Annotated in this window: 21 protein-coding genes and 2 pseudogenes; 6 read left to right on the forward strand and 17 right to left on the reverse strand. The window is 45.7% G+C overall.

What is annotated here, in order from left to right; translation table 11 throughout:
• Window positions 1–77: 77 nt before the first annotated feature.
• The 3 genes and pseudogenes from L2I46_RS21835 to L2I46_RS21845 all read left to right on the forward strand — a co-directional run.
• Window positions 78–2894 (forward strand): annotated as a pseudogene (locus L2I46_RS21835) (Tn3 family transposase); the annotation flags it as partial.
• A 37-nt stretch (window positions 2895–2931) separates the two neighbouring features.
• A complete protein-coding gene (locus tag L2I46_RS21840) occupies window positions 2932–3477 on the forward strand; it encodes a tyrosine-type recombinase/integrase (protein ID WP_226327255.1) in 546 nt (181 codons plus the stop codon).
• The gene (locus tag L2I46_RS21845) at window positions 3461–5671 is read left to right on the forward strand and encodes a tyrosine-type recombinase/integrase (RefSeq protein WP_032447056.1); all 2211 of its coding nucleotides are present in this window, start codon (window positions 3461–3463) and stop codon (window positions 5669–5671) included. The genes L2I46_RS21840 and L2I46_RS21845 overlap by 17 nt, the downstream gene beginning before the upstream one ends.
• A 39-nt stretch (window positions 5672–5710) precedes the next feature.
• On the opposite strand, the gene L2I46_RS21850 is transcribed toward L2I46_RS21845, so the two are convergent.
• Both L2I46_RS21850 and L2I46_RS21855 read right to left on the reverse strand, forming a co-directional pair.
• On the reverse strand, window positions 5711–6166 hold the full coding sequence (locus L2I46_RS21850) for a hypothetical protein (RefSeq protein WP_236948230.1): 456 nt from the start codon (window positions 6164–6166) through the stop codon (window positions 5711–5713).
• 42 nt (window positions 6167–6208) lie between these two features.
• A complete protein-coding gene (locus tag L2I46_RS21855) occupies window positions 6209–7069 on the reverse strand; it encodes a WYL domain-containing protein (protein WP_017900684.1) in 861 nt (286 codons plus the stop codon).
• A gap of 136 nt (window positions 7070–7205) precedes the next feature.
• Between L2I46_RS21855 and L2I46_RS21860 the strand changes: the two genes are divergently transcribed.
• Together L2I46_RS21860 and L2I46_RS21865 are read left to right on the forward strand one after the other, a co-directional pair.
• A complete protein-coding gene (locus tag L2I46_RS21860) occupies window positions 7206–8387 on the forward strand; it encodes a hypothetical protein (protein WP_017900685.1) in 1182 nt (393 codons plus the stop codon).
• A complete protein-coding gene (locus L2I46_RS21865) occupies window positions 8384–10612 on the forward strand; it encodes a Mov34/MPN/PAD-1 family protein (protein WP_014839974.1) in 2229 nt (742 codons plus the stop codon). Before L2I46_RS21860 ends, L2I46_RS21865 begins: the two co-directional genes overlap by 4 nt.
• Before the next feature lie 44 nt (window positions 10613–10656).
• Here the strand turns inward: L2I46_RS21865 and L2I46_RS21870 are convergent.
• Both L2I46_RS21870 and umuD read right to left on the reverse strand, forming a co-directional pair.
• Window positions 10657–10785 (reverse strand): annotated as a pseudogene (locus L2I46_RS21870) (Y-family DNA polymerase); the annotation flags it as partial.
• Window positions 10785–11207 carry a translesion error-prone DNA polymerase V autoproteolytic subunit gene (umuD, locus tag L2I46_RS21875; RefSeq protein WP_014839973.1) on the reverse strand — a complete coding sequence of 141 codons (423 nt, stop codon included), beginning with the start codon at window positions 11205–11207 and terminating at the stop codon, window positions 10785–10787. The gene umuD and the pseudogene L2I46_RS21870, both read right to left, overlap by 1 nt.
• A gap of 303 nt (window positions 11208–11510) precedes the next feature.
• Here umuD and L2I46_RS21880 point away from each other — a divergent pair, with 303 nt between their 5' ends.
• On the forward strand, window positions 11511–11924 hold the full coding sequence (locus tag L2I46_RS21880) for a hypothetical protein (RefSeq protein ID WP_017900689.1): 414 nt from the start codon (window positions 11511–11513) through the stop codon (window positions 11922–11924).
• Between the two features lie 503 nt (window positions 11925–12427).
• Here the strand turns inward: L2I46_RS21880 and L2I46_RS21885 are convergent.
• The 13 genes from L2I46_RS21885 to L2I46_RS21945 all read right to left on the reverse strand — a co-directional run bounded on the left by L2I46_RS21885 (window position 12428) and on the right by L2I46_RS21945 (window position 19624).
• Window positions 12428–12919, reverse strand: coding sequence for a hypothetical protein (locus L2I46_RS21885; protein ID WP_017900690.1), 492 nt, complete (start codon window positions 12917–12919; stop codon window positions 12428–12430).
• Window positions 12920–13014: 95 nt separating this feature from the next.
• The gene (locus tag L2I46_RS21890) at window positions 13015–13452 is read right to left on the reverse strand and encodes a hypothetical protein (protein ID WP_017900691.1); all 438 of its coding nucleotides are present in this window, start codon (window positions 13450–13452) and stop codon (window positions 13015–13017) included.
• Window positions 13453–13475: 23 nt separating this feature from the next.
• A complete protein-coding gene (locus tag L2I46_RS21895; RefSeq protein ID WP_017900692.1) occupies window positions 13476–13895 on the reverse strand; it encodes a hypothetical protein in 420 nt (139 codons plus the stop codon).
• Window positions 13888–14070, reverse strand: a complete 183-nt coding sequence (locus tag L2I46_RS21900) for a hypothetical protein (RefSeq protein ID WP_009654202.1) — start codon at window positions 14068–14070, stop codon at window positions 13888–13890. Before L2I46_RS21900 ends, L2I46_RS21895 begins: the two co-directional genes overlap by 8 nt.
• The gene (locus L2I46_RS21905) at window positions 14063–14485 is read right to left on the reverse strand and encodes a hypothetical protein (RefSeq protein ID WP_009654205.1); all 423 of its coding nucleotides are present in this window, start codon (window positions 14483–14485) and stop codon (window positions 14063–14065) included. Before L2I46_RS21905 ends, L2I46_RS21900 begins: the two co-directional genes overlap by 8 nt.
• A 104-nt stretch (window positions 14486–14589) precedes the next feature.
• Entirely contained in the window at window positions 14590–15831 is a 1242-nt protein-coding gene (locus L2I46_RS21910) for a hypothetical protein (protein ID WP_017900693.1), read from the reverse strand.
• Between the two features lie 646 nt (window positions 15832–16477).
• On the reverse strand, window positions 16478–16642 hold the full coding sequence (locus L2I46_RS21915; protein ID WP_014839972.1) for a hypothetical protein: 165 nt from the start codon (window positions 16640–16642) through the stop codon (window positions 16478–16480).
• A gap of 88 nt (window positions 16643–16730) precedes the next feature.
• Window positions 16731–17159: a hypothetical protein gene (locus L2I46_RS21920; RefSeq protein ID WP_017900694.1), complete on the reverse strand. Its 429-nt coding sequence runs from the start codon at window positions 17157–17159 to the stop codon at window positions 16731–16733.
• A gap of 34 nt (window positions 17160–17193) precedes the next feature.
• The gene (locus L2I46_RS21925; protein WP_017900695.1) at window positions 17194–17439 is read right to left on the reverse strand and encodes a hypothetical protein; all 246 of its coding nucleotides are present in this window, start codon (window positions 17437–17439) and stop codon (window positions 17194–17196) included.
• Window positions 17436–17780 carry a DUF957 domain-containing protein gene (locus L2I46_RS21930; protein WP_025999285.1) on the reverse strand — a complete coding sequence of 115 codons (345 nt, stop codon included), beginning with the start codon at window positions 17778–17780 and terminating at the stop codon, window positions 17436–17438. Before L2I46_RS21930 ends, L2I46_RS21925 begins: the two co-directional genes overlap by 4 nt.
• 281 nt (window positions 17781–18061) lie before the next feature.
• Complete coding sequence (locus L2I46_RS21935; protein ID WP_017900697.1) at window positions 18062–18694, reverse strand: hypothetical protein; 633 nt, start codon at window positions 18692–18694, stop codon at window positions 18062–18064.
• 85 nt (window positions 18695–18779) lie between these two features.
• Window positions 18780–19214 carry a hypothetical protein gene (locus tag L2I46_RS21940; RefSeq protein ID WP_017900698.1) on the reverse strand — a complete coding sequence of 145 codons (435 nt, stop codon included), beginning with the start codon at window positions 19212–19214 and terminating at the stop codon, window positions 18780–18782.
• An 89-nt stretch (window positions 19215–19303) separates the two neighbouring features.
• Window positions 19304–19624, reverse strand: coding sequence for a hypothetical protein (locus L2I46_RS21945; RefSeq protein WP_009654204.1), 321 nt, complete (start codon window positions 19622–19624; stop codon window positions 19304–19306).
• Window positions 19625–19794: the final 170 nt, after the last annotated feature.

Raw genomic sequence — 19794 nt, forward strand, 5'->3', positions numbered from 1 at the left:
GGTAAGCAGAGTTTTTGAAATGTAAGGCCTTTGAATAAGACAAAAGGCTGCCTCATCGCTAACTTTGCAACAGTGCCTTCCAGACCGATCCCTTGCAAATACCTCCCGGCGTCCGAAATTACGTTGCATTACAGCTGAACATTCATCGCCCTGAGATCATGGCCCGATACGCCCAGAGAGAGAATACCCGTTGGGAGCATCAAAGGCTGATCAGGCAACACTCTGACTACCATGATTTTGGCGATTTCCCCTGGTCGTTCAGACTGAAACGTCTGCTTTATATCCGCACATGGCTCAGTAACGAGCGCCCCGGTCTGATGTTCGATTTTGCCACGGCATGGTTGCTCCAGAATAAAGTATTGTTGCCCGCAGCCTCAGCGCTGACGAGGCTCATTGGCGAAATTCGTGAGCGGGCAAGCAGGCGTTTGTGGCGCAGACTGGCTGCATTACCTGACAGCTGGCAGACTGAGCAACTGGCCGGTCTGCTTGTCATACCGGAAGGACAGCGGGTTTCCGTGATGGAGCAGATACGAAAAGGGCCCGTCAACGTCAGTGGTCCGGCCTTTACTGACGCACTTCAGCGCTACACACGCCTGCGCAGCCTGGAGTTTTCCCGGCTGAATTTTGCCGGGCTGCCTGCAATTCAACTCCGCAACCTGGCTCGTTATGCTGGCATGGCTTCGGTAAAATATATCGCCAGAATGCCGGAGGAACGGCGGCTGGCCATCCTGACCGCGTTTGTTAAAGCACAGGAAATTTTGGCACTCGATGAGGCTGTCGATGTTCTGGATCTGCTGATCCTCAATATCACGCGTTCAGCGAAGCAAACCGGGCAGAAAAAACGGCTCAGAACGCTCAAAGATCTTGATCGCGCGGCGCTACTTCTGGCACATGCATGTACGCTTTTACTGGATGATAAAATGGATGACGCAGCGCTGCGTCAGACTATTTTCAGCCACGTACCAAAGAACCGGCTGGCGGAATCCGTAGGTAAAGTCAATGAGCTTGCCCGCCCGCAGGACACAAATTTCCAGGATGAAATGGTCGAGCAATATGGACGGGTTAAGCGCTTTCTGCCAGCGATGCTGCGTGATTTACATTTTCAGTCTGCCCCTGCCGGCGAAAATACGCTATCGGCCATACATTACCTGGCCGAACTGAGTGGTTCGAAAAAACGCCTCCTGGAGAATGCGCCTGAGCAGATCATTACAGGTCCCTGGAAACGTCTGGTGTACGACTCCGAAGGCCGGATACAGCGTGCAGGATACTCATTGTGCCTGCTGGAACGCCTTCAGGATTCGCTGCGTCGCCGCGATATCTGGCTGGAGAACAGCGATCGCTGGGGCGATCCGCGTCAGAAGTTTCTTCAGGGGAAAGAATGGCAGGCTCAGCGGATCGCCGTATGCCGGGCGCTTGGACACCCCACCGATGGTGGAAATGCCGTTAAACAGCTGGCAACCGAACTGGACGAAACCTGGAAAACGGTGGCCTCACGCTTTGAGCTGAATGCTGCCGTGAGCATCTGTCATCAGGGTAAATATCCGTCCCTGACCATCAGCAGTCTGGAAAAACTGGAAGAACCGCAGCCGCTGATTCTTCTGAACAGCCGCGTCAGGCAGCTGGTCCCCCCTGTTGATCTGACAGAGCTGCTGCTTGAAATTGACGCCCGGACTGGTTTTACCCGCGAATTCACTCATGTGAGTGAGTCTGAAGCCCGTGCTCAGGATCTTAACATCAGCCTGTGTGCCGTACTGCTCGCTGAAGCCTGCAATATCGGACATGAACCGCTGATCAAACACAGTATTCCGGCACTGACCCGCCACCGTCTGAGCTGGGTAAAACAAAACTACATTCGGGCTGAAACGCTGGTCAGCGCTAATGCCCGGTTGGTCGATTTTCAGTCCACGCTGGAACTGTCTGAGCGCTGGGGCGGCGGAGAAGTGGCTTCTGCAGATGGGATGCGCTTTGTCACTCCTGTAAAAACGCTGAACTCTGGCCCTAACAGAAAATACTTTGGCTCAGGGCGTGGGATCACCTGGTACAATTTTGTTTCTGACCAGTATTCCGGCTTTCACGGCATCGTTATCCCCGGTACGTTGCGTGACTCTATCTTTGTGCTGGAAGGGCTTCTGGAGCAGCAGACGGGGCTGAATCCGGTGGAGATTATGACGGACACTGGAGGGTCCAGCGACATTATCTTTGGCCTGTTCTGGCTGCTGGGCTACCAGTTTTCGCCCCGCCTGGCAGATGCCGGTGAGGCGGTATTTTGGCGTGCAGATAAAAATGCGAACTACGGGGTACTGGATGAGCTGGCGCGGGGATGCGTTGAACTGTCAAAGATAGAAACCCAATGGGATGAAATGATGAGGGTTTCCGGTTCTCTGAAGCTGGGTACAGTCCACGCCTCAGAACTTGTGGGCTCGCTTTTAAAAAGTTCCCGTCCGTCAGGGCTGGCGCAGGCGATTATGGAGGTGGGACGGGTCAACAAGACGCTGTACCTCCTCAACTACATTGATGATGAAGAATATCGTCGCAGGATACTGACTCAGCTTAACCGGGGAGAAGGCCGTCACGCCGTGGCAAGGGCGATCTGTTACGGCCAACGTGGTGAGATTAGAAAACGTTACCGTGAGGGGCAGGAGGATCAACTGGGTGCGCTGGGGCTTGTCACTAACGCAGTTGTATTGTGGAACACGCTTTATATGCAGGAAGCGCTATCACATTTGCGCAGCGCTGGTGAGATCCCGGAAGACGAGCATATCTCACGCCTGTCGCCACTGATGTACGGTCATATCAACATGCTGGGACATTATACGTTCACGCTGCCGGAAAATATTCTGAAGGGAGAGTTGAGGCCATTAAATTTCAATTCAAACAATGAATTATTGCCTTAACGTGGTTTTTTACACGATTGAACCTCGAACCCCTTTTATGCTATCTCTTGCGTACGACTGTGCCCTGCGCCGGGAAGAGTTGTGCTCCGTTGCTACCGGCGATATTGACCCTTCTCGTCGCTTGCTAACAGTTCGGGCTGAAACGACAAAAACTAAGCGAGGTCGGGTTGTGCCCTATTCTGTCGTAACCGGAGAGTTATATTTCCTCTGGTTAGCAGAACGGCGACAATTAAATACTTCCCGTGGCCCACTGTTTCTTTCTTATTCCTGTCGCAACAGAACTGCGCCAATAACCCGGTGGACCTGGTCCAAGATCGTAAGGTCGTTGGCAATGCAGGCGGGGCTACCCCAATTGAGTACGCATACCTTCAGACATCTATGTCTGACCGATCTCGCCAGAGCTGACTGGGATATTCATGAGATCGCTACGTTTGCCGGCCATCAGAGTATCCAGTCAACGTTACTTTATATCCATCTTAGTGCGCGTGATCTTACGGAAAAATTTAACGCAGGTATGGCGTCGATACATGAACATCGGTTACACAATTTAAAGGGGGACAATACGGATGGCAATGAAAACTGAATATGATGCGCCAGCCCCTTTTGACTACGAAGAATGGCAACCTGATCCTGACTGGGATTGTTCTCCCAAATTACAGCCGATTGAACGAGATACTTTGATAAACCTGGCTCAGTATGTTGTTGGACGTCATAAACAAAACTGGTCGAACTGTGTAAGACAAAGGCTTTCTCGCCTGATAATTCCACTCAGAGCAGCATTAAAGTGGATGAATGCCGCATCCACAACAACCAATTCTGCAATTCATGACATCATTCTGGAAATGCACCGGCTGGAAAAAAACTACTGGTCATGGACCCAGGACGACTGGCTCGAAGTGCTGTGCAGCAGTGAAGAGGTATTTCGCAAAAAATATGGCAGCTGTGGTAATTGTCGACAGTATATCCTCGCGATTGCTTGGTTACTGTGCGGATTTAATCGACTTGAGGCGGCTGGCTGCTTTTATCATTATCGGCTTTCTGTCAAAGTTTTTGGCCGCCCGGCGACAGAGGCGGCGGTAAACAAGCTTCAGGAGAACATGCAGCGCCTCGGCTTTGTCGCTGCTGACAATAACATTCGTAATGCGCTACTGCTGTCTATGCTTTGTCAGCGGCAGGTTGATCCTGAAAAATTGGAACTGGAAACACTTAAGCGAGTAATAACTTACGGGCCTGTTTATATGCGTCGCTCTGCGGCCACCTTGTCAAGGATATTTGCTGCGATGGGGCTGTTCCCCGCGGGCATTGACCATCGTATTCTTGAGCGCAGACGGCCTCACGGGGAATATCGTGCAACCAGTAACGTTCCGGAAGAATGGTTGCGATGGTGTGAACGCTGGCGTAAAACCGCTATTAAAGCACCATCATCTGAACTCAGTACATGGTACCGCATCCTGCAGTGTGGGCGCTGGCTGAAAGCCACTCACCCTGATATACATTCTCCTGCAGACTGGAGCCGGGACATCGCACTTGAATACGTAGCTGCAGTGTGTCAAATGAAAATAGGCCAGTGGTCTGAACCGCGCCATATGTATCAGAATCGAATAGGCCAGTTAATGACAGCCTCTGCACGGGCGGGGATTTTACAGGCTATCAGAGTTTTTTTTCGAGACCTTCAGGAATGGGGGCTTATTATCGTCCGATTTGATCCTGTCAGAACGTTCCGTTTACCCCGCGCTATCCGGGCCAGTATTGGCCCTGCACCAAGAGTCGTTGCTGATGATATATGGAGTAAACTTGTCTGGGCAGGGTTGAACCTGCAGGAGCAGGATCTGCATTATGGTGAACAACTTTACTATCGCTACCCATTTTCTATGGTTCGTGCATTATGTGTTCTCTGGCTGTTTGGTGGGTTGCGTCGTGATGAAATTTTGCGGATGCGAACAGGCTGTATACGCTGGCAAAATGATGAACATCAGGGCGGCTCTCGGATATGTTTGCTGGATGTCCCCGTGAACAAAACCAGCACGGCCTTCACCAAACCTGTTGATCCAATCGTAGGGGAATACATTGATTGCTGGGAAAAAGAACGAAATATACAACCAGACCAACTTGATTTAAAAACGGGTGAACTTGTCAGTTATCTTTTTATGCATAAAGCTGCTCGGATTAGCCAGAGTTATATTAATAAATCCTTAATTCCGATGCTTTGTCGGAAAGCTGGTGTTCCAAACGAAGATATCAGGGGGACTATCACTAGCCACAGAGCGCGGGCAACTATAGCCAGCCAGCTGTTTAATGCCCGGGAACCACTAGGATTATTTGAGTTACAGCGCTGGCTCGGACATTCCTCTCCCAGTTCGACACAGCATTATATCGATATCACACCGACAAAACTGGCAGGGTCTCTGTCTAAAGCAGGATACTTTGAGCGAAACCGTCGTATGGTTTCGGTGCTGATCGATCAGGATGCAATTTCGTCCGGACAAATGCAGAAAGGAGAACCATGGCGATATTATGACCTTGGGCACGGATTGTGTAGTTATGACTTTTTTGAACAGTGCCCACACCGTATGGCTTGTGCAAAATGTTCGTTCTACCTGCCTAAATCATCATCAGAAGCGCAATATATAGAGGGGCGTCAGAATTTACTCAAAATGATGCAGGAGATCCCGTTGACGGATGATGAACAGGCAGCAGTAAATAATGATATTGGTGCGATAGACAAATTATTAGAGAAATTAAAAAACATTGAAACACCAGACAAGCAAAAAAGATAAAATAGCGAAAAAATATCCCGGTTAATTTGAATATCCAAGTTATTCTTTTTTATCTAAGTCTTTTACCTCATGATTAGTTGCACTTCTTGTTTTTTCAATCCCCCACACGGCCTTTGCAACTTCCTCAATTTTCGCGACAAACTTATCGACATTAAAGCCTGCAATAAACGCCAATGCAAAGAAACCCATTTCACTGGACCCTGCATTGGAGCTAGATTCCAGAACTAACAATCCTGCTTTAAGAAATAAGTAACTGATTGCACCTGCAATTGTACTGGTAAGTGGGCGGATGAAATACCATACATGCCAATCTGGATCCCATTGTTTTCTAATGCATTTATTGATGTAAATTGCACGAAAACAATATAAACAACCACCAATATAGGCAATGGTGCGTAAGGTGCAGGCAACCACCCCAGAGACATAGCCCCAATAGCGTATGTTGCCAGACATAACAGAATAAAAAGGTAGGTGATTATTATCGCAATCATCCATTCCTTATTGTTTTTATTAATACCAGTTACATTCATGTTAACTTTATCCTATAGAATCTTCAGGTTTTTCTATTCTTAGCATGATGATTTGCTGCTTATCATCTATTGAAGAATCGATTTTCACATCCAAATTTAACCGACGGTTAAGATAATATAATTGTGCTTGACGTATCCGAATTTTCGCCTCGCCATGCACCATTTGGTAATCATGCTCAATAGATAGCCGTCTATTCGTATCGTAGTTAGGATTTGGACCTATCACCACATCAATAAATGTATTCCAGTCAACATCTTGTGGAATTGATGTCGGTGGGGAAACAAATTCAATAATATTAAAGAATCTGCCAAGGACAAAATCTTTAAACATTGCAGATTTAAAACAATAGGCGCGAATATGCCACCGATGACCATCATGTGCAAATGCAGTTGGGTATAACATACGAACCGCTGGTTCATTAGTCATCGAACGATAATCAACAACCAAAGCCTGTTCTCTTTGCATGGCCCGGATTAAATCAATCAATATTTCAGGTTGTACTTTCCTAGCCGGAAGAGGAAGGCTGGCAACCGGAGGGGCCCATCCAATGAAACTATCACAAGGATCCACTATTCCATTTTCTCGCCCTAATAGTTCATTCAGGTAATGATTACTGTCAAAACTTGAAAAAACAGGTTTGAAATCTGGGGTAGTTACATAAGCCTTCTGAGTTCGATCATACACCATGTTTCTTGGTGCAATCTCTTGATATTTAGCCAAATCTAATGAAGCCTGCGGCACAGAAATTCTGAAAAATGTAGTGATATCTGCACGGTTAAGTCGACCTTCCCACAGTAGGCGAAAATCGATGAATTCAAGTCGTCTCTCTTGGCCCCAATGACCAGTTCGCACCATTTTATCAATCATTTATCAATCATTTCCTGTGCTTACAATTTGAGTCTAAAAAATATACGTATAGTTACTAGACTCGAATAATTACTAGATGTATCTTAGCAACAGATGTTCTTAACCTCAATCTTTCGTATCCCTGAAGGAGATGTCGATGGCAGCAAAAGTTACTTTTTTCCAGGTCGGCAACGGTGATATGACACTGGTGCGTTTGGCTGATACCCCGGGTACATCCATTCTGACTGATGTACATATCCGTTCTGCTGCTGATGACCCCAAAGATGACACACCTGATGTTGCCTCGGCGCTACGTAACAGATTGAAGTACGATAATAACGATCGCCCTTTTGTTGACGTCTTTATGCTGAGTCATCCGGATCAGGACCATTGTGGGGGGCTACGTAAACATTTTTGGCTGGGCCGTCCTGAAGACTATCCAGATGACCATCTGAAACGTTCAGAAAAACGCATAATCATCCGAGAGTTGTGGTCATCACCATTGATTTTTCGACGTCGTTCGAAAAATCACACACTTTGCGAAGATGCTCAGGCATTTAATACGGAAGCTCGGCGCCGTGTAAAATACTGGCGGGAACATGGTTACGCATTTAGCGGTAATCGCATTCTTATCATGGGTGAAGATATTAACGGTAAAACGGATGATCTGAGTGCCATTCTTATTAAAGCTGGTGATACATTCACCAGAATTGACGGGCAAGTTTCAGACGTTTTCTCTGCACAGCTTCTGGCACCCGCACCACATGAAGATGATGAAAATCTGGAAGAAGCCCTTTCTAAAAATGAATCCAGTATCATTATGAATATGAAAATACTGCCTTCCGCATATTCTCGTAATCCTATGCACTTTTTACTCGGTGGGGATGCAGAAGTTCTCATCTGGGAGCGATTATGGAATCGTTACAAAAGCAATCCTGAGGTGCTGGAGTATGATCTTCTCCTCACACCACATCATTGTTCGTGGCATTCACTTTCCTATTATAGCTGGTCACAATGGGGAGAAGATGCTCTGGTTTGCGATGCGGCCCGTAATGCTTTAGGGCAAGCGCGTTCTGGAGCGACAATAGTTTCCAGCAGCAAACAGATACTTGATGACGATTATGATCCTCCGTGTATTCGAGCTAAACGTGAGTACGATGATATTCTGGATAATGTTGATGGTTGGTTCAGTTGCACGGGCGACCTTAAAGATAAAACTGTTCTTGAGTTTGAAGTGGCACGAGATGGAAAATTGATTCCCGCTATTGTTGGTGCAGTTTCTGCTGCGACAAGCGCTGCTACGGCAGCCGCACCCCGGGCAGGTGTAATAAACCAATGATCGAATATTTCGAATTGGGTAAACGCCTCGATTCATCGGGGCGTGATAGCCTATATCCGCAAACAATCTCATTGCTTACAGCATGCGAACAGCATCCCTATATAACTGTTCGAGAATTACGTTTATCTGAGCAAAACAATGACCGCTCGGAATACCTAGTCATTGATGTTGCTGATGGTACAGTAACTTCTGGCAATAAGGCCGGCATTCGTCGTAAAGAACGATTAGCTATTGAGATAAACCCTAAGTTCACTATCCCGATCCTAGTTCATGCATTGCGTAAAGATTTTCCTGTTTTATCTCATCAACATGCAGGTGTACCAGACTCTCCAAAAATTCTTTGCCTTTATGATGTATCTTGGAACGCCGTCGAACGCAACTGGACACCTGAAAGATTTATTGAGCGAATATTTTGGTGGCTCAGAGAATCAGCTGAACAACGTTTGCATCGAGAAGACCAACCTCTTGAGCAACTTTTTTATATGAGCCCCTATCAACTTATTTTACCAGCGAATTATCTTGATTATAATCATGCCGCAGCTCATAAACTCAGCCTCCAGATGGTCAGCAATGGTAAGCCGATAATTTTAAGGGCTGTACCTGAACATTCTAATCAGGGCATCAGACCATTTCGCTTATTAACCATTGCCGTCCCACCAGTTGAAGCCTCATTAGTTGCTTCATATCCTGACAATCTGAAAAAACTGGAAGAGCAGCTTCAATCCTGGGGAAGTGAACTTCTCCAGCCACTCGCTGATGCTGTTTATGATGCTATACCTGATACAGGTCTTCGCCCTAGCTCTGGTGAAAAGGAAGGTTTGCTAATTCTGCTATGGGTTCCTCGTTTAAGGGATGGTAAAACAGAACGTACTGATGTTATGGGCTATATCGTGGAACGCTCACTCTACGAACTTGCCAGCGTATTAGACATACTTGCCCCCAGGAATGAGCGGGGAATACAGCACCGTTTCCGACTACTTGGTGGCGTAAGAGGTACACAATGGCAACAGTTACCACTGTTACCTGTCGAAATACGTTCTGCTATGAATGCTGCACGAGCAAGAGACATTTCTGCTGTTGATTCTGATAATGCATCTTTCTATGGTGTTCTGGCTGGCGTTGGGGCTCTTGGCGGCACATTAGCTGATATCTGGATACGAATCGGCTGGGGACACTGGACATTTATCGATCCTGACAAACTCCTTCCACATAATCTGCCCCGCCATATTGGGGTTGATGATCATATTGGATACCCTAAAACTGATATTCTTCGGCACCTCGCAGGTAGTATTTATCCACATGAACCTCTCCCCGGAGCGATCAATAAAAGTATTCTTGATGACGATCATGATATTGCCAGAGCTGTGAATGAGGCTCACTTAGTTGTGGATGTCAGTACCACCTTTGAGGTGCCTAGGACCCTAGCGTTAAAAGATGATATACCCAGAACAGTTAGTCTGTTTCTGACACCATCAGGCAAGGCCAGCGTGATGTTAATAGAGGATACAGACAGACAGTGCCGAATTGATGCAATTGAGGGGCAATACTACCGGGCAATTTTGAGCAGCGAGTGGGGAAACACTCACCTACAGCACAATTATGGTGATCGTTGGGTCGGTGGTGGATGTAGGGATATTTCTGTACGTATGTCTAACGAATGTATTCACGTTCATGCTGGTATCCTGTCGCGCCAACTACGGCAGACCGTCCTTAAGGATGATGCTCGATTATGTATCTGGGTGTCTGATGAAAATTCAGGTGCAGTGAGCGCTCATGAAATTGAGCTTTACCCTGTGGTATCTGTAATTGCTGGCGAATGGATTGTTAGATACGATCAAGGCTTAGAACAAAAACTGAGACATACCCGTTTACAGGCCCTACCGAATGAAACCGGGGGCGCTATTGTGGGCATAACTGATTTTAAGAACAAGACTATTATTCTGGTTGATGTGTTCCCAGAACCTATCGACAGTAAATCCTCACCAGCCTTCTTTGTCCGAGGAGAAGAGGGACAAAAGGAAGCATTAGAACGGGTTCAGCAGCTGACCGCTCGTGTTGTCGATTATGTTGGTGAATGGCACTCCCATCCTCAAGGATTTTCAGCGAAAGCCAGTAATGAAGATGATAATTTAATCAAAAAGTTACATCAAAAAATGAGTGTGGAAGGTTTACCTGCTGTGATGCTGATTGTTGCGGAAAACGATATCAACATTATAGTCAGATGAAGTTCGCTTCATCTGCATCACAGTGTTACTTGCAATTCCACATAATCAATTGACCTAGCGATTACGCAGCCGTCATTATTACTCAAAACAATCAAAGGCTTATCCCGAAGGTCTGGGCGAAAGACCTTTTCGCAGCTTGCATAAAAGCTGTTTACATCAGCCAGTGCATACATCAGATATTACCCCTGGCACGGTGAACCCAATGTGTCACCACTCCGAAAATAGTAAGTTCATCAGGATTAGGGTAAATAGGCGAATAGGCATTATTCATGGGCAGAAGGGCCAGCTTCGGAGTAGTCTGGAGCTGTTTAACTGTGAAGCCCCCGTCCACTTCGGCAATCACAATGTCTCGGTTCTGAGGGCGTAGTGAACGGTCGACCACCAGCAAATCTCCATCCCGCATCCCCACATCCTGCATGCTGTTCCCCTGTGCCCTGACAAAATAGGTTGCAGAGGGATGCCTTATGCAATAATCGTTCAGGTCTAACTCACTGGAGGTATAGTCTTGGGCCGGGCTTGGAAAACCAGCGGGGCATAACTCAAGAAACAGTGGAATGTTAAGTTTCACCAGATTTTCTTTAGGAACCAATAACATATAACTAACCTCGCCACAAAATATAACTGTATAAATAAACAGTATAAATTATGTTTCAGGCGGTTCCCAGCCCATCAGGTAACAGGTTAGCGACGTCATTCGTAAATCCATAATTACTGGCTGTTTTTCATCTGAGCAAACCCAAACACAAGCATCAAGGCGTCTACCATCTGATATCAACTGTTGAATCTGACCGAACACTCCATTTTGATTGCATAAGCCCTTTAATTCACATTTGTGACTCATAAAATAATGATTAAATCTTCGACAGGTGATAAATTTAAAAAAAGGAGGACATCGCAAATGAAAATGAAACTTATCACTCTAACAATAATGTCAGGCTTATTGCTTACTGGTTGCGATCAAGTTAAAGACTCAGTTGATATTTATATAAAGCAGATTTTCTTAGAGGGAGCATTTAAGTTACCATCCATAGCTATTTCTCCTGGTTGGAAAATTAACGATCACGGAAGTGTTGCAGAAGTATATGGGAATAAAGATTGTCCTACCTCATCTGACGATGACATTCGGTCGGGATGCATTGTCATCGATCAGGAAGATGATACCGTACAAGCATTCATCGTTAATCCGAACTCAGAGCGCAAAGAGGTGCTCAACGAAATATGGATAGTAGAGCGCCATGGAGAATTTCCGTACAACAACTTTAGATTAAAACGACCAGATAACTCGTATGTAACCCCTTGGAACCAGGCATAATACAGTGGAGCTATCTAGGATATTAGGTTATTGAGTTGAAATTTGTGCAAACGTCTATACGACAGAAAAGTAACTTTCCTTGAGAAAATATTCTAATATTGAGTTGCTTCCTCATGAATGCAGGAGAAGAAATTTCTAGGGACACGCTACTATTTGATTTAATCCATTAGACGAAATCAGGGATGCGCCCCCTGCTCGCCAAAATTCATTCGCATCACCCCCCGCGAGATTGTGGGCACACAAGAGAGGAATCAAGGAGAGCTTTCGCTATCGTCCATCCCCCCGTTTACGGGGCCCGCACCGAAAACAATCAATTCCGAAAAGACCAACTGCTCTATAACCCCCGCCAACGGGGGACAGACACACAGTTTAAGCTGGCTCAGCATCCGATAACCCCCGCATCCAGGGGACATACTTCAGGTGCAAATGAGGGCATCAAATTACTGCCGATAACCCCCGCTAGCGGGGGACATACCAGCCAAACTGCGAAGCCGGGGTTTAAGTTAGGCTGAAAAATTCGAACCAGTAGCCGGGATATTCAGGGAGTCTTTTTCTCTCTTCATCTCCTGAAGAGTATGGCGATCATGCAACCTCGCAAAAAAACACCGAGTAGGCACAGGTAGACGACTAAAGAGACCTGTACACAAAGTATGTTCTGCAGGATTGGCGGTGATTATGATTTTATGTCCTGATGCACGAACCGCCAGAATGCATTCGTGGATTTTATCTGCGTCAAACAGCTCAATATCATCAATGACTATGTCAGCCCCTGAAAAGTCTTCAGAGATATTGTCACATTCTGCGATTTCCCGCGCAGTGGGATATAAAGCCCCTGGTAATGCGAGATTAGCCAGACAAGTTTTACCGGATCCAGATTCGCCAATGATGAAAGCCAGAGGCATCACCTTAGTTTGCTGCAAAAAACTATTGATACTACGGCTGTAGCCATCCACATTCGCCTGAACCAGTTCAGGTAAAGAATTATGTTGCATCATATAAAATTTCCTTACAGGTAGCTGAAATAGTAAATAGATATTTATCGCAAACAGATTATAAATAGAACGTAAAAAGGATATCGCAATGGTTGGTCTTACTCATTTTTCCAGTAAGTCACGCCATCATCGCAACTGTAACCGGTCTGCCCTGGCTCTCCGCCAATAAACAGGCCAGCCTGCCCTTTCAGGGATATACCGACACCAGTAGTTGTTGACCCATCTTTTTTAGCAACAATTTTACAGTGGTCTTTTGCCCAGTCTCGCCATTCAGCTTCATTTTTGTTTTTGGCAGAAAAGAATAAGGTCATAAAGAGTATCGTCCCGCCAAGAGCAATTAACAAAACAAACAATGTGAGCAGTGGTTTTAAATGGGAAAAATCTTTCCTAAAAATACCAAAAACAATCATCAGGAACAGCATGACTAATAACAGAATGCCAAACTCACGAACGGGAAACCAGGAACCCGCCTCCCATATAGAAGACAACTCAACACCATCGGATATAGAAGACAATTCAACACCATCAGAACTCATATTTTCACCTTAATAAATGTGCGTTAATTGACTGTAAATTCTAAAATCGAACTAAATTCCGATTGTTCAGGAAAAACGGGCTTAAGCCCTGCACGTCTAGCCATCCTCGTTGCCAGGATTAATATGTCTGTTGTGTCGGATAATGTGATCTGCTTGTGTGCTATCTGGATATCTTCATCAGTTAGCACGAATCCAGAAGGTGTAAACACCCCTGACTCAATGGTAATAACGAAGGTAGCACCTTGCTCATTAAAGAGAACCATCTCCGTAAGAGCACCAGCAGCACGATAGCTCGTCAAAATAATTTTGGTGATAATCCCGTGAGCTGCGATACATGAATTAATGAATCCATCGCCTTGCTCAGTCTGAATAATGCGGTCGGTAGAAGTCACACCAAACAGAAATTTTGAACCGTTTCTTTCCTGATTGTTCGTGTCAGTCATCACTGTCACCAAAGGCTTCATAGTACGCAGAATCAACAGCCATTCCCGCTTCATAGGCCTGTACCCAGTCAGCCTTTTCTCCAGCGACATCACCATTCAGTTCAGCCAAAATCTGGAGTTGTTCAAACCAAAGCTCGAACGATGAATTTTGTTTTGTTGAAGCGAAATCAGCCATGCTTTTTCACCTTATCAACCTGATTAGTTGACCGCCGGAACATCATCATCACAATACCGATACCAATAAGCACGGTCGTTCCGTATATAAAATAACCCCCAAGGTTATAGATATTTACGCCCAGCAAGGTTAGAGACTGTCCGTCTGGTATAAGAAAATTGAAAACAAAATACCACCAGCCAAAAAGTGTACCTTCCAGGAAAAGCATTTTTGGATAAATACTGATTGAGCTTGAAGCAAACAAATACAGAGCCACCAGCAACACAATCATTATCCAGAAAAATGCAGCTATAACAGCTGAAAAACCAAAGCTCAGAAATGTAAAGGCGACGGAATCTTTTCCTGATAAACCGCTGAATCCATAAACCAGCAAAGCCACAACGGCAAATAAAATAATAAGCTTAATAAAATTCATTTTATGTATGTCCCCTGGCTTATCTGAAAACAAGCCGGTAATGTATTCGAAATGAAATAAACAGGATGTTAGCCGGGGATATCTCCCCGGTTACGGTTATTACCTTACTGCTCTGTGTTTTTTTTCTGGATTTTTTCCAGATGTTTATCGTAGCTGTCTTTGGCTGCTGTCAGTTGCACGAACTCTTCATAGGTTAGAGTCAGTTGATATTGAGCTTTAGTGAGAACTTCCGCACCGTCTTCCATAAACGGAATTTCTTTCGCATCAACAACGATACGGTTGATAACTTCCAGCGAGTTATCGACGATCTCTTTTGAGATTTTTTTCGGCAGCACGTCGAATACCGACAGCTGAGTTTTGAAATTTTGTTTAGGTTCGCGTTTCGGGGCCGGAGTCGGCGTCGGTTCGGTATTGTCACTCCCTGCCCCTTCTTCCGAGCCACCACCAGCAACACCAGCCTCATTCCCTGCAGAGCCATCAACTGCACCAGCAGCAGCGCCAGCAGTGCTATTAGATGCGTTACCTGCATCAGTCGCTGTAATGGTTGTCACGTTGCCATCAGATTCACCGCTGGTGCCGTTTTCACCTGCACGCTGAGCAAGAAGGACCTGCCCAATGGTTTTGTCAGTGGCTTTGCCAAACTTATCATACGCTTCCTGAATAATAGCAACACAGTTATCAGGATGTTTTTCCATCACGTCGAGAGCAGCGTAATATGCGACAACACCTTTTACGACCAGACCTTTTAACGCTTCCGGGGCGGTGTGAACTTTGAGCAATTTACGAACATGGGTAACGGAGACTTTCCGGGCTTCGGCAAGTTCCTCAATGCTCATAGGCTCTTCGCTATCGTTGTGCAGGCGGTACAGTGATTCTGCCTGCGCAACGATAGAAACCGGCAGTTGATCGTTACCTTTAAGGTTAAAGAGCTCTGCTTTACCATCCGAGCCACGAAACTCGTCAACACGGATTTTATCTACCGGGCCTTCTCCACGTTCTTCGCGAATTTTATTAGCCAGAGGGATTGCACGGTGACGGCAGTGTCCCTGACGAATGACAACCTGGCCATCACGAACCTGGACAACCATAGCGGCCATTTCCAGTGGGCTATCGGCATATTGCTGCGCCAGACGCGCCAGGTGGTCCTTAACTTCCGGGAGTTCCCAGTAAGCCTCACCCAGGCCAGCAGTACGGGTGTTAAAGCCAGGGATGATGTTCAGATGCGTCGGGTCCATAACAAGACCATTGCCCAGACGACCACCGATACCGTTTTTTTCTAAGAAGGTACGCAGAGAAACATTTTCGTTTTTGGTTTTAGCTGGAGTTGCCAGAGTTGCAGTAGTCATTGAATTTTCCTCTTCCTGTTGTATGTGGTTTAACGGTCATTGCCGTTGTTAGACCCAGGATACATTTTCAAAACGCTCCATCAAGCCCCTATTTTCACTTTGGCGTGAAAAAAGTTACTTTTTTTTGTTCACGGCAAAAATTCTACACATGATTTCTTTGTGACAAGGGAACCAGGAGGCGGATTTTAGTGTTTAGAGGAAGAAAATTTTTGCAGTGGTTTCCCGTATTTCATAATTTCTGGAGCATTTTGAATGAGATACGAGAAATGAAGGGGCATAGGAAAGATGCGTGTTTCATTGGTTTTTGGCATAAATTGTCAAAAGTTACTTTTATTTGAGGGTGGAAAAGACGATCGGACACGTTTACAAGGGCAGAAAAGTAACTTTTTTAGGTGCTGAGTCAGTGCTTTCAAAAGTAACTTTTTGACAAAAGCGGCGCTGGGAATGGTGGCAAAGCTTGTGGGGGAAGGAAGAAACCATTTTTATCTGATTGTGAAAATCGTAGACGCTTGACCCGTCATGTTGATTCCTGTTCAAAAAAAGGCCCCCGAACGTCGATGGAAAAGTTACTTTTCAGGTTCAGTACCACGTCGCCGGAAACATAGCAGGTACAAGTCTCCTGCTATGCACGGTACGGCTCATCTGTTTAGCTCACCTTTGATTGCAGCTCTTTGCGGGCGTTTGCGATCAACTCGTTCACTTCGTCGCGGTCAAATCCTGGCATAGCAGGCAGAACCGTATCCGAAGGAACTGCATCAATCCATTCCAGTGCAGCAATCAGTGCACTGAGTAATTGTTCGTTGGTTTTCATTCGACCACCTTTTTAACCGTTTTATTTATGGTGTTTTATATTTAAAAGTTACTTTATCTGACTGCAAACCATAACCATACTGAGCAGGTCAACGTTCGTTCCCGGAATGATGCCTGTTCGATCGAATCTCTTCAATTAACTCGTGGTACTTCTGTTCAACCGAGGTCGTGTCGAGACCCATTTTTTTTGCTTCTGCAATGCGTAGCTCTAAATCGAGCAGGTCTGCACTTCTCGTCACCTGTGCTGTATCGACGCCGTTAAGAATGGCAGGTGGATTGAGATATAGGGCGGTACATTCCATATTGGTAAAAATTACCGCTGATTCCACTTCCCCCCTCTGGAGTTGGCGCAGATTAACAGCATCCACATATGCAGCTGGTTTTTGACTGGCTCTTGCCAGAAACGTTTGAGCCAGCCACCGTTTTTCTTCATCACAATACGGGTTATCGGCAATTTCCTGAATGCGCCCTAAGCTCATTCCACCGCCATCGGGCCTGAAGGCTTTGCTCTCAGACATGTTCCGTCCTCTGCATCACAGTTGAGTTAAAGAATCAATCCAGGGTGACGAGCCTGACTGTTTTCGTCAGAAAATCTATGCCACGTTGATATGCTTCAGCCAGAATGCGATCTTCATCAGAAACACAATTCCAGGACCGGATTGTCTCAAGTCGGCTTCGCCAGATTTTCAGCAGCACAACTTCAAGATATACCCGGCGATCCACCAGCAACTCCGGTGAGGCCTCCAGTATATAAAAGTTAATTTGCTTAACTGCCGGGCATTGGGCTATTTCGGTCATTCTGATGCCCATCCGAGAAGAGCGTTATGCAGCTCCAGAGCACCGGAAGTCCGGAGTTCTGCATCACTGTATGAAATACCCAGTCGGTCCATGACGCAATCCGTATCCAGAAAGTCTGAGCTTGCGTCCAGAGCGTCTTTAACAACCTGCTTATGTTTAACCTTTAACAGGTTTCTCACTTCATCGTTAAATATATCAAATTTTAAACCAGCGATAGCAGCCTGGACTGCGGGTATCATGGCTGCGGAGTCAATATCATCAGCAAAGATGATATCTGTTTCCATTTCAACATTATCCTCAAGCCAGGCGAGAAGTATTTCCAAAGAATCTTGTGCGCTCATAATAAACCCCATAATAAAGTGAGCAGATATATTACCTTGTAGTGGTGCGCAATTTACGTACGAAAACCACAGATAACCCGAACTCCAGGATACATTATTTAATTGCGTATGCAACCCCATTTAAACAACAAAGGCGGAGGTTGATTTATATGGGGGTTACCAGAAAATCCATTAATTCGAATTAAGCCAGAAAAAACAACAATAACACCTAAATATACCACACCATAACTTCTGAGTAAAAACAGGGTCATGCCGGTGTTATATACGACGATTTATTTTCATTAAACCCTTTGCAGCCATTTTTCAATTTCACCCTCAATCTGGATAAAATTAATTAACTCTTTCTCGCATTGTTCCTTACCCCAGGAACCCTGCCACTGGCAACGATAAAGGTACTTTCTTTCCAACATTTCCATTTCATCAAGATTCCCCATTGAGAACTGAGGCCATATGTCGTGCCAGCATACATCATAGGTGACCTCTGCTGGTGGAACGAAAGTCATCGCATCTGCACAGATAATTTCTACGCGTTTATCGTCCGCAAAGCTCGCGGCGACAAGGTTGATCACGTCCTGCTCTTTCTCAATAACAGTAACGTGCGTGACGTCTGCTTTCATTAATACTGCATTAAGCACCATTCCAAGGCCCAGTCCATTGATAAGCACGTGGCCTGTCGCCCGCTCGATGAAATCCATGCAGGTCCGTATTTCCATCGGTGTGTTGGACATCACGACATCACTGTTGTATGAGAGACGACGATACTCTCCCGCTGGAATAAATTCATCCTGATTGCCTGAAAAGTCGGCACGAATAGCAAGACGTTCTGCGTCATTTTCGGTGATAGTGAAAGTATCCAATGTCCACGAGCCGGATTTACCGTCTTTGACTGGGAGATCAGAAAAAATAGCGTTCATACGGCCTACCTGAATTTCCGAGACGTTGATGACGTAAAATTATCACAGTATTGCAGCTGATGCAGGGATATGGAGCCAAGAAAGTCTATTTTTCCCGCCGCCATTGTATGTAGCGCTCAAGTCGCATACACATTAGTGCTGTATCCCGTGCCCCCTGAGCCGCAACCGCACTTGACGTACGCCGACCGCCGTTCCCGGTGAACTCACGTAGAGAGGCCCCCTGTAGCGACTTAATATCACCTCCCATTCGTGAGAAAAGCGCTTGCAGATCGTCAAGGTTAAGGTGTTTCCACCGATTATCCGACTGTTCGATATCATCTTGGTTTGCTTTCTCATAGCGTTCCTCACGTGTTAAAAGCTCACCCGGTCTAGCTTTCCTGAATGCTTCTGTAGCACCTTCAATTGCCCGAGCCTTACTGCTGGCAAATATATATTTAGCGCCAGCTGAATATCGGTATTTCCATCGTTCGCCGAAGTTCTGTAGTAGGTCAAATGCAATTAGTTCCTTTTCAGTTACCATAATTCAGCCTTTACTTTCTGGTTAAACACAAAAAATCAGGTTAGATTTCGCGAAAAGTATATTAATCTGCTCGCGCATAAACCCTTATATTATGAAGCCTGCGCTGCTTTTTTCTTCCTAAACTCTACAACGGAATACCAGGCAGAAGACAAGAAAGAGAAAACGCAGATAAGATATTTGAATTTATCGCCTAGAACGTAACCATTAATCATCATGGCGAGAATTATGCCAGCGGCTATAATCCACGCAACGCCACTCCAAAGATGCATTTTTTCCGCCACAATGTTTATCAGAATGAAAATGCCTGCAAGGAGCGCCCCCCATAATGCAGGTTCCTCCAGGAACGGGTTTATAACGAGGTTGATACCAGTAAAAAAAGTAACCACTGCAAATGAAACGGATTTACGCATACTAACCACCTTCATGGAAAAAATTCATAAGCATCACTTTCTTCCTCCCTTTCCCAGTATCTGATTTTCCGGCGAATAGCCGGAGGGGGTTTTAGGTATTAATGCTAATATACGGCTCAACGTTCAAGGAAAGACTGCCGATTTACGGATAGTAACGGTATTCAGGATTT

The sequence above is a fragment of the Klebsiella sp. 2019SCSN059 genome (assembly GCF_021739525.1).
Classification (GTDB): domain Bacteria; phylum Pseudomonadota; class Gammaproteobacteria; order Enterobacterales; family Enterobacteriaceae; genus Klebsiella; species Klebsiella quasipneumoniae.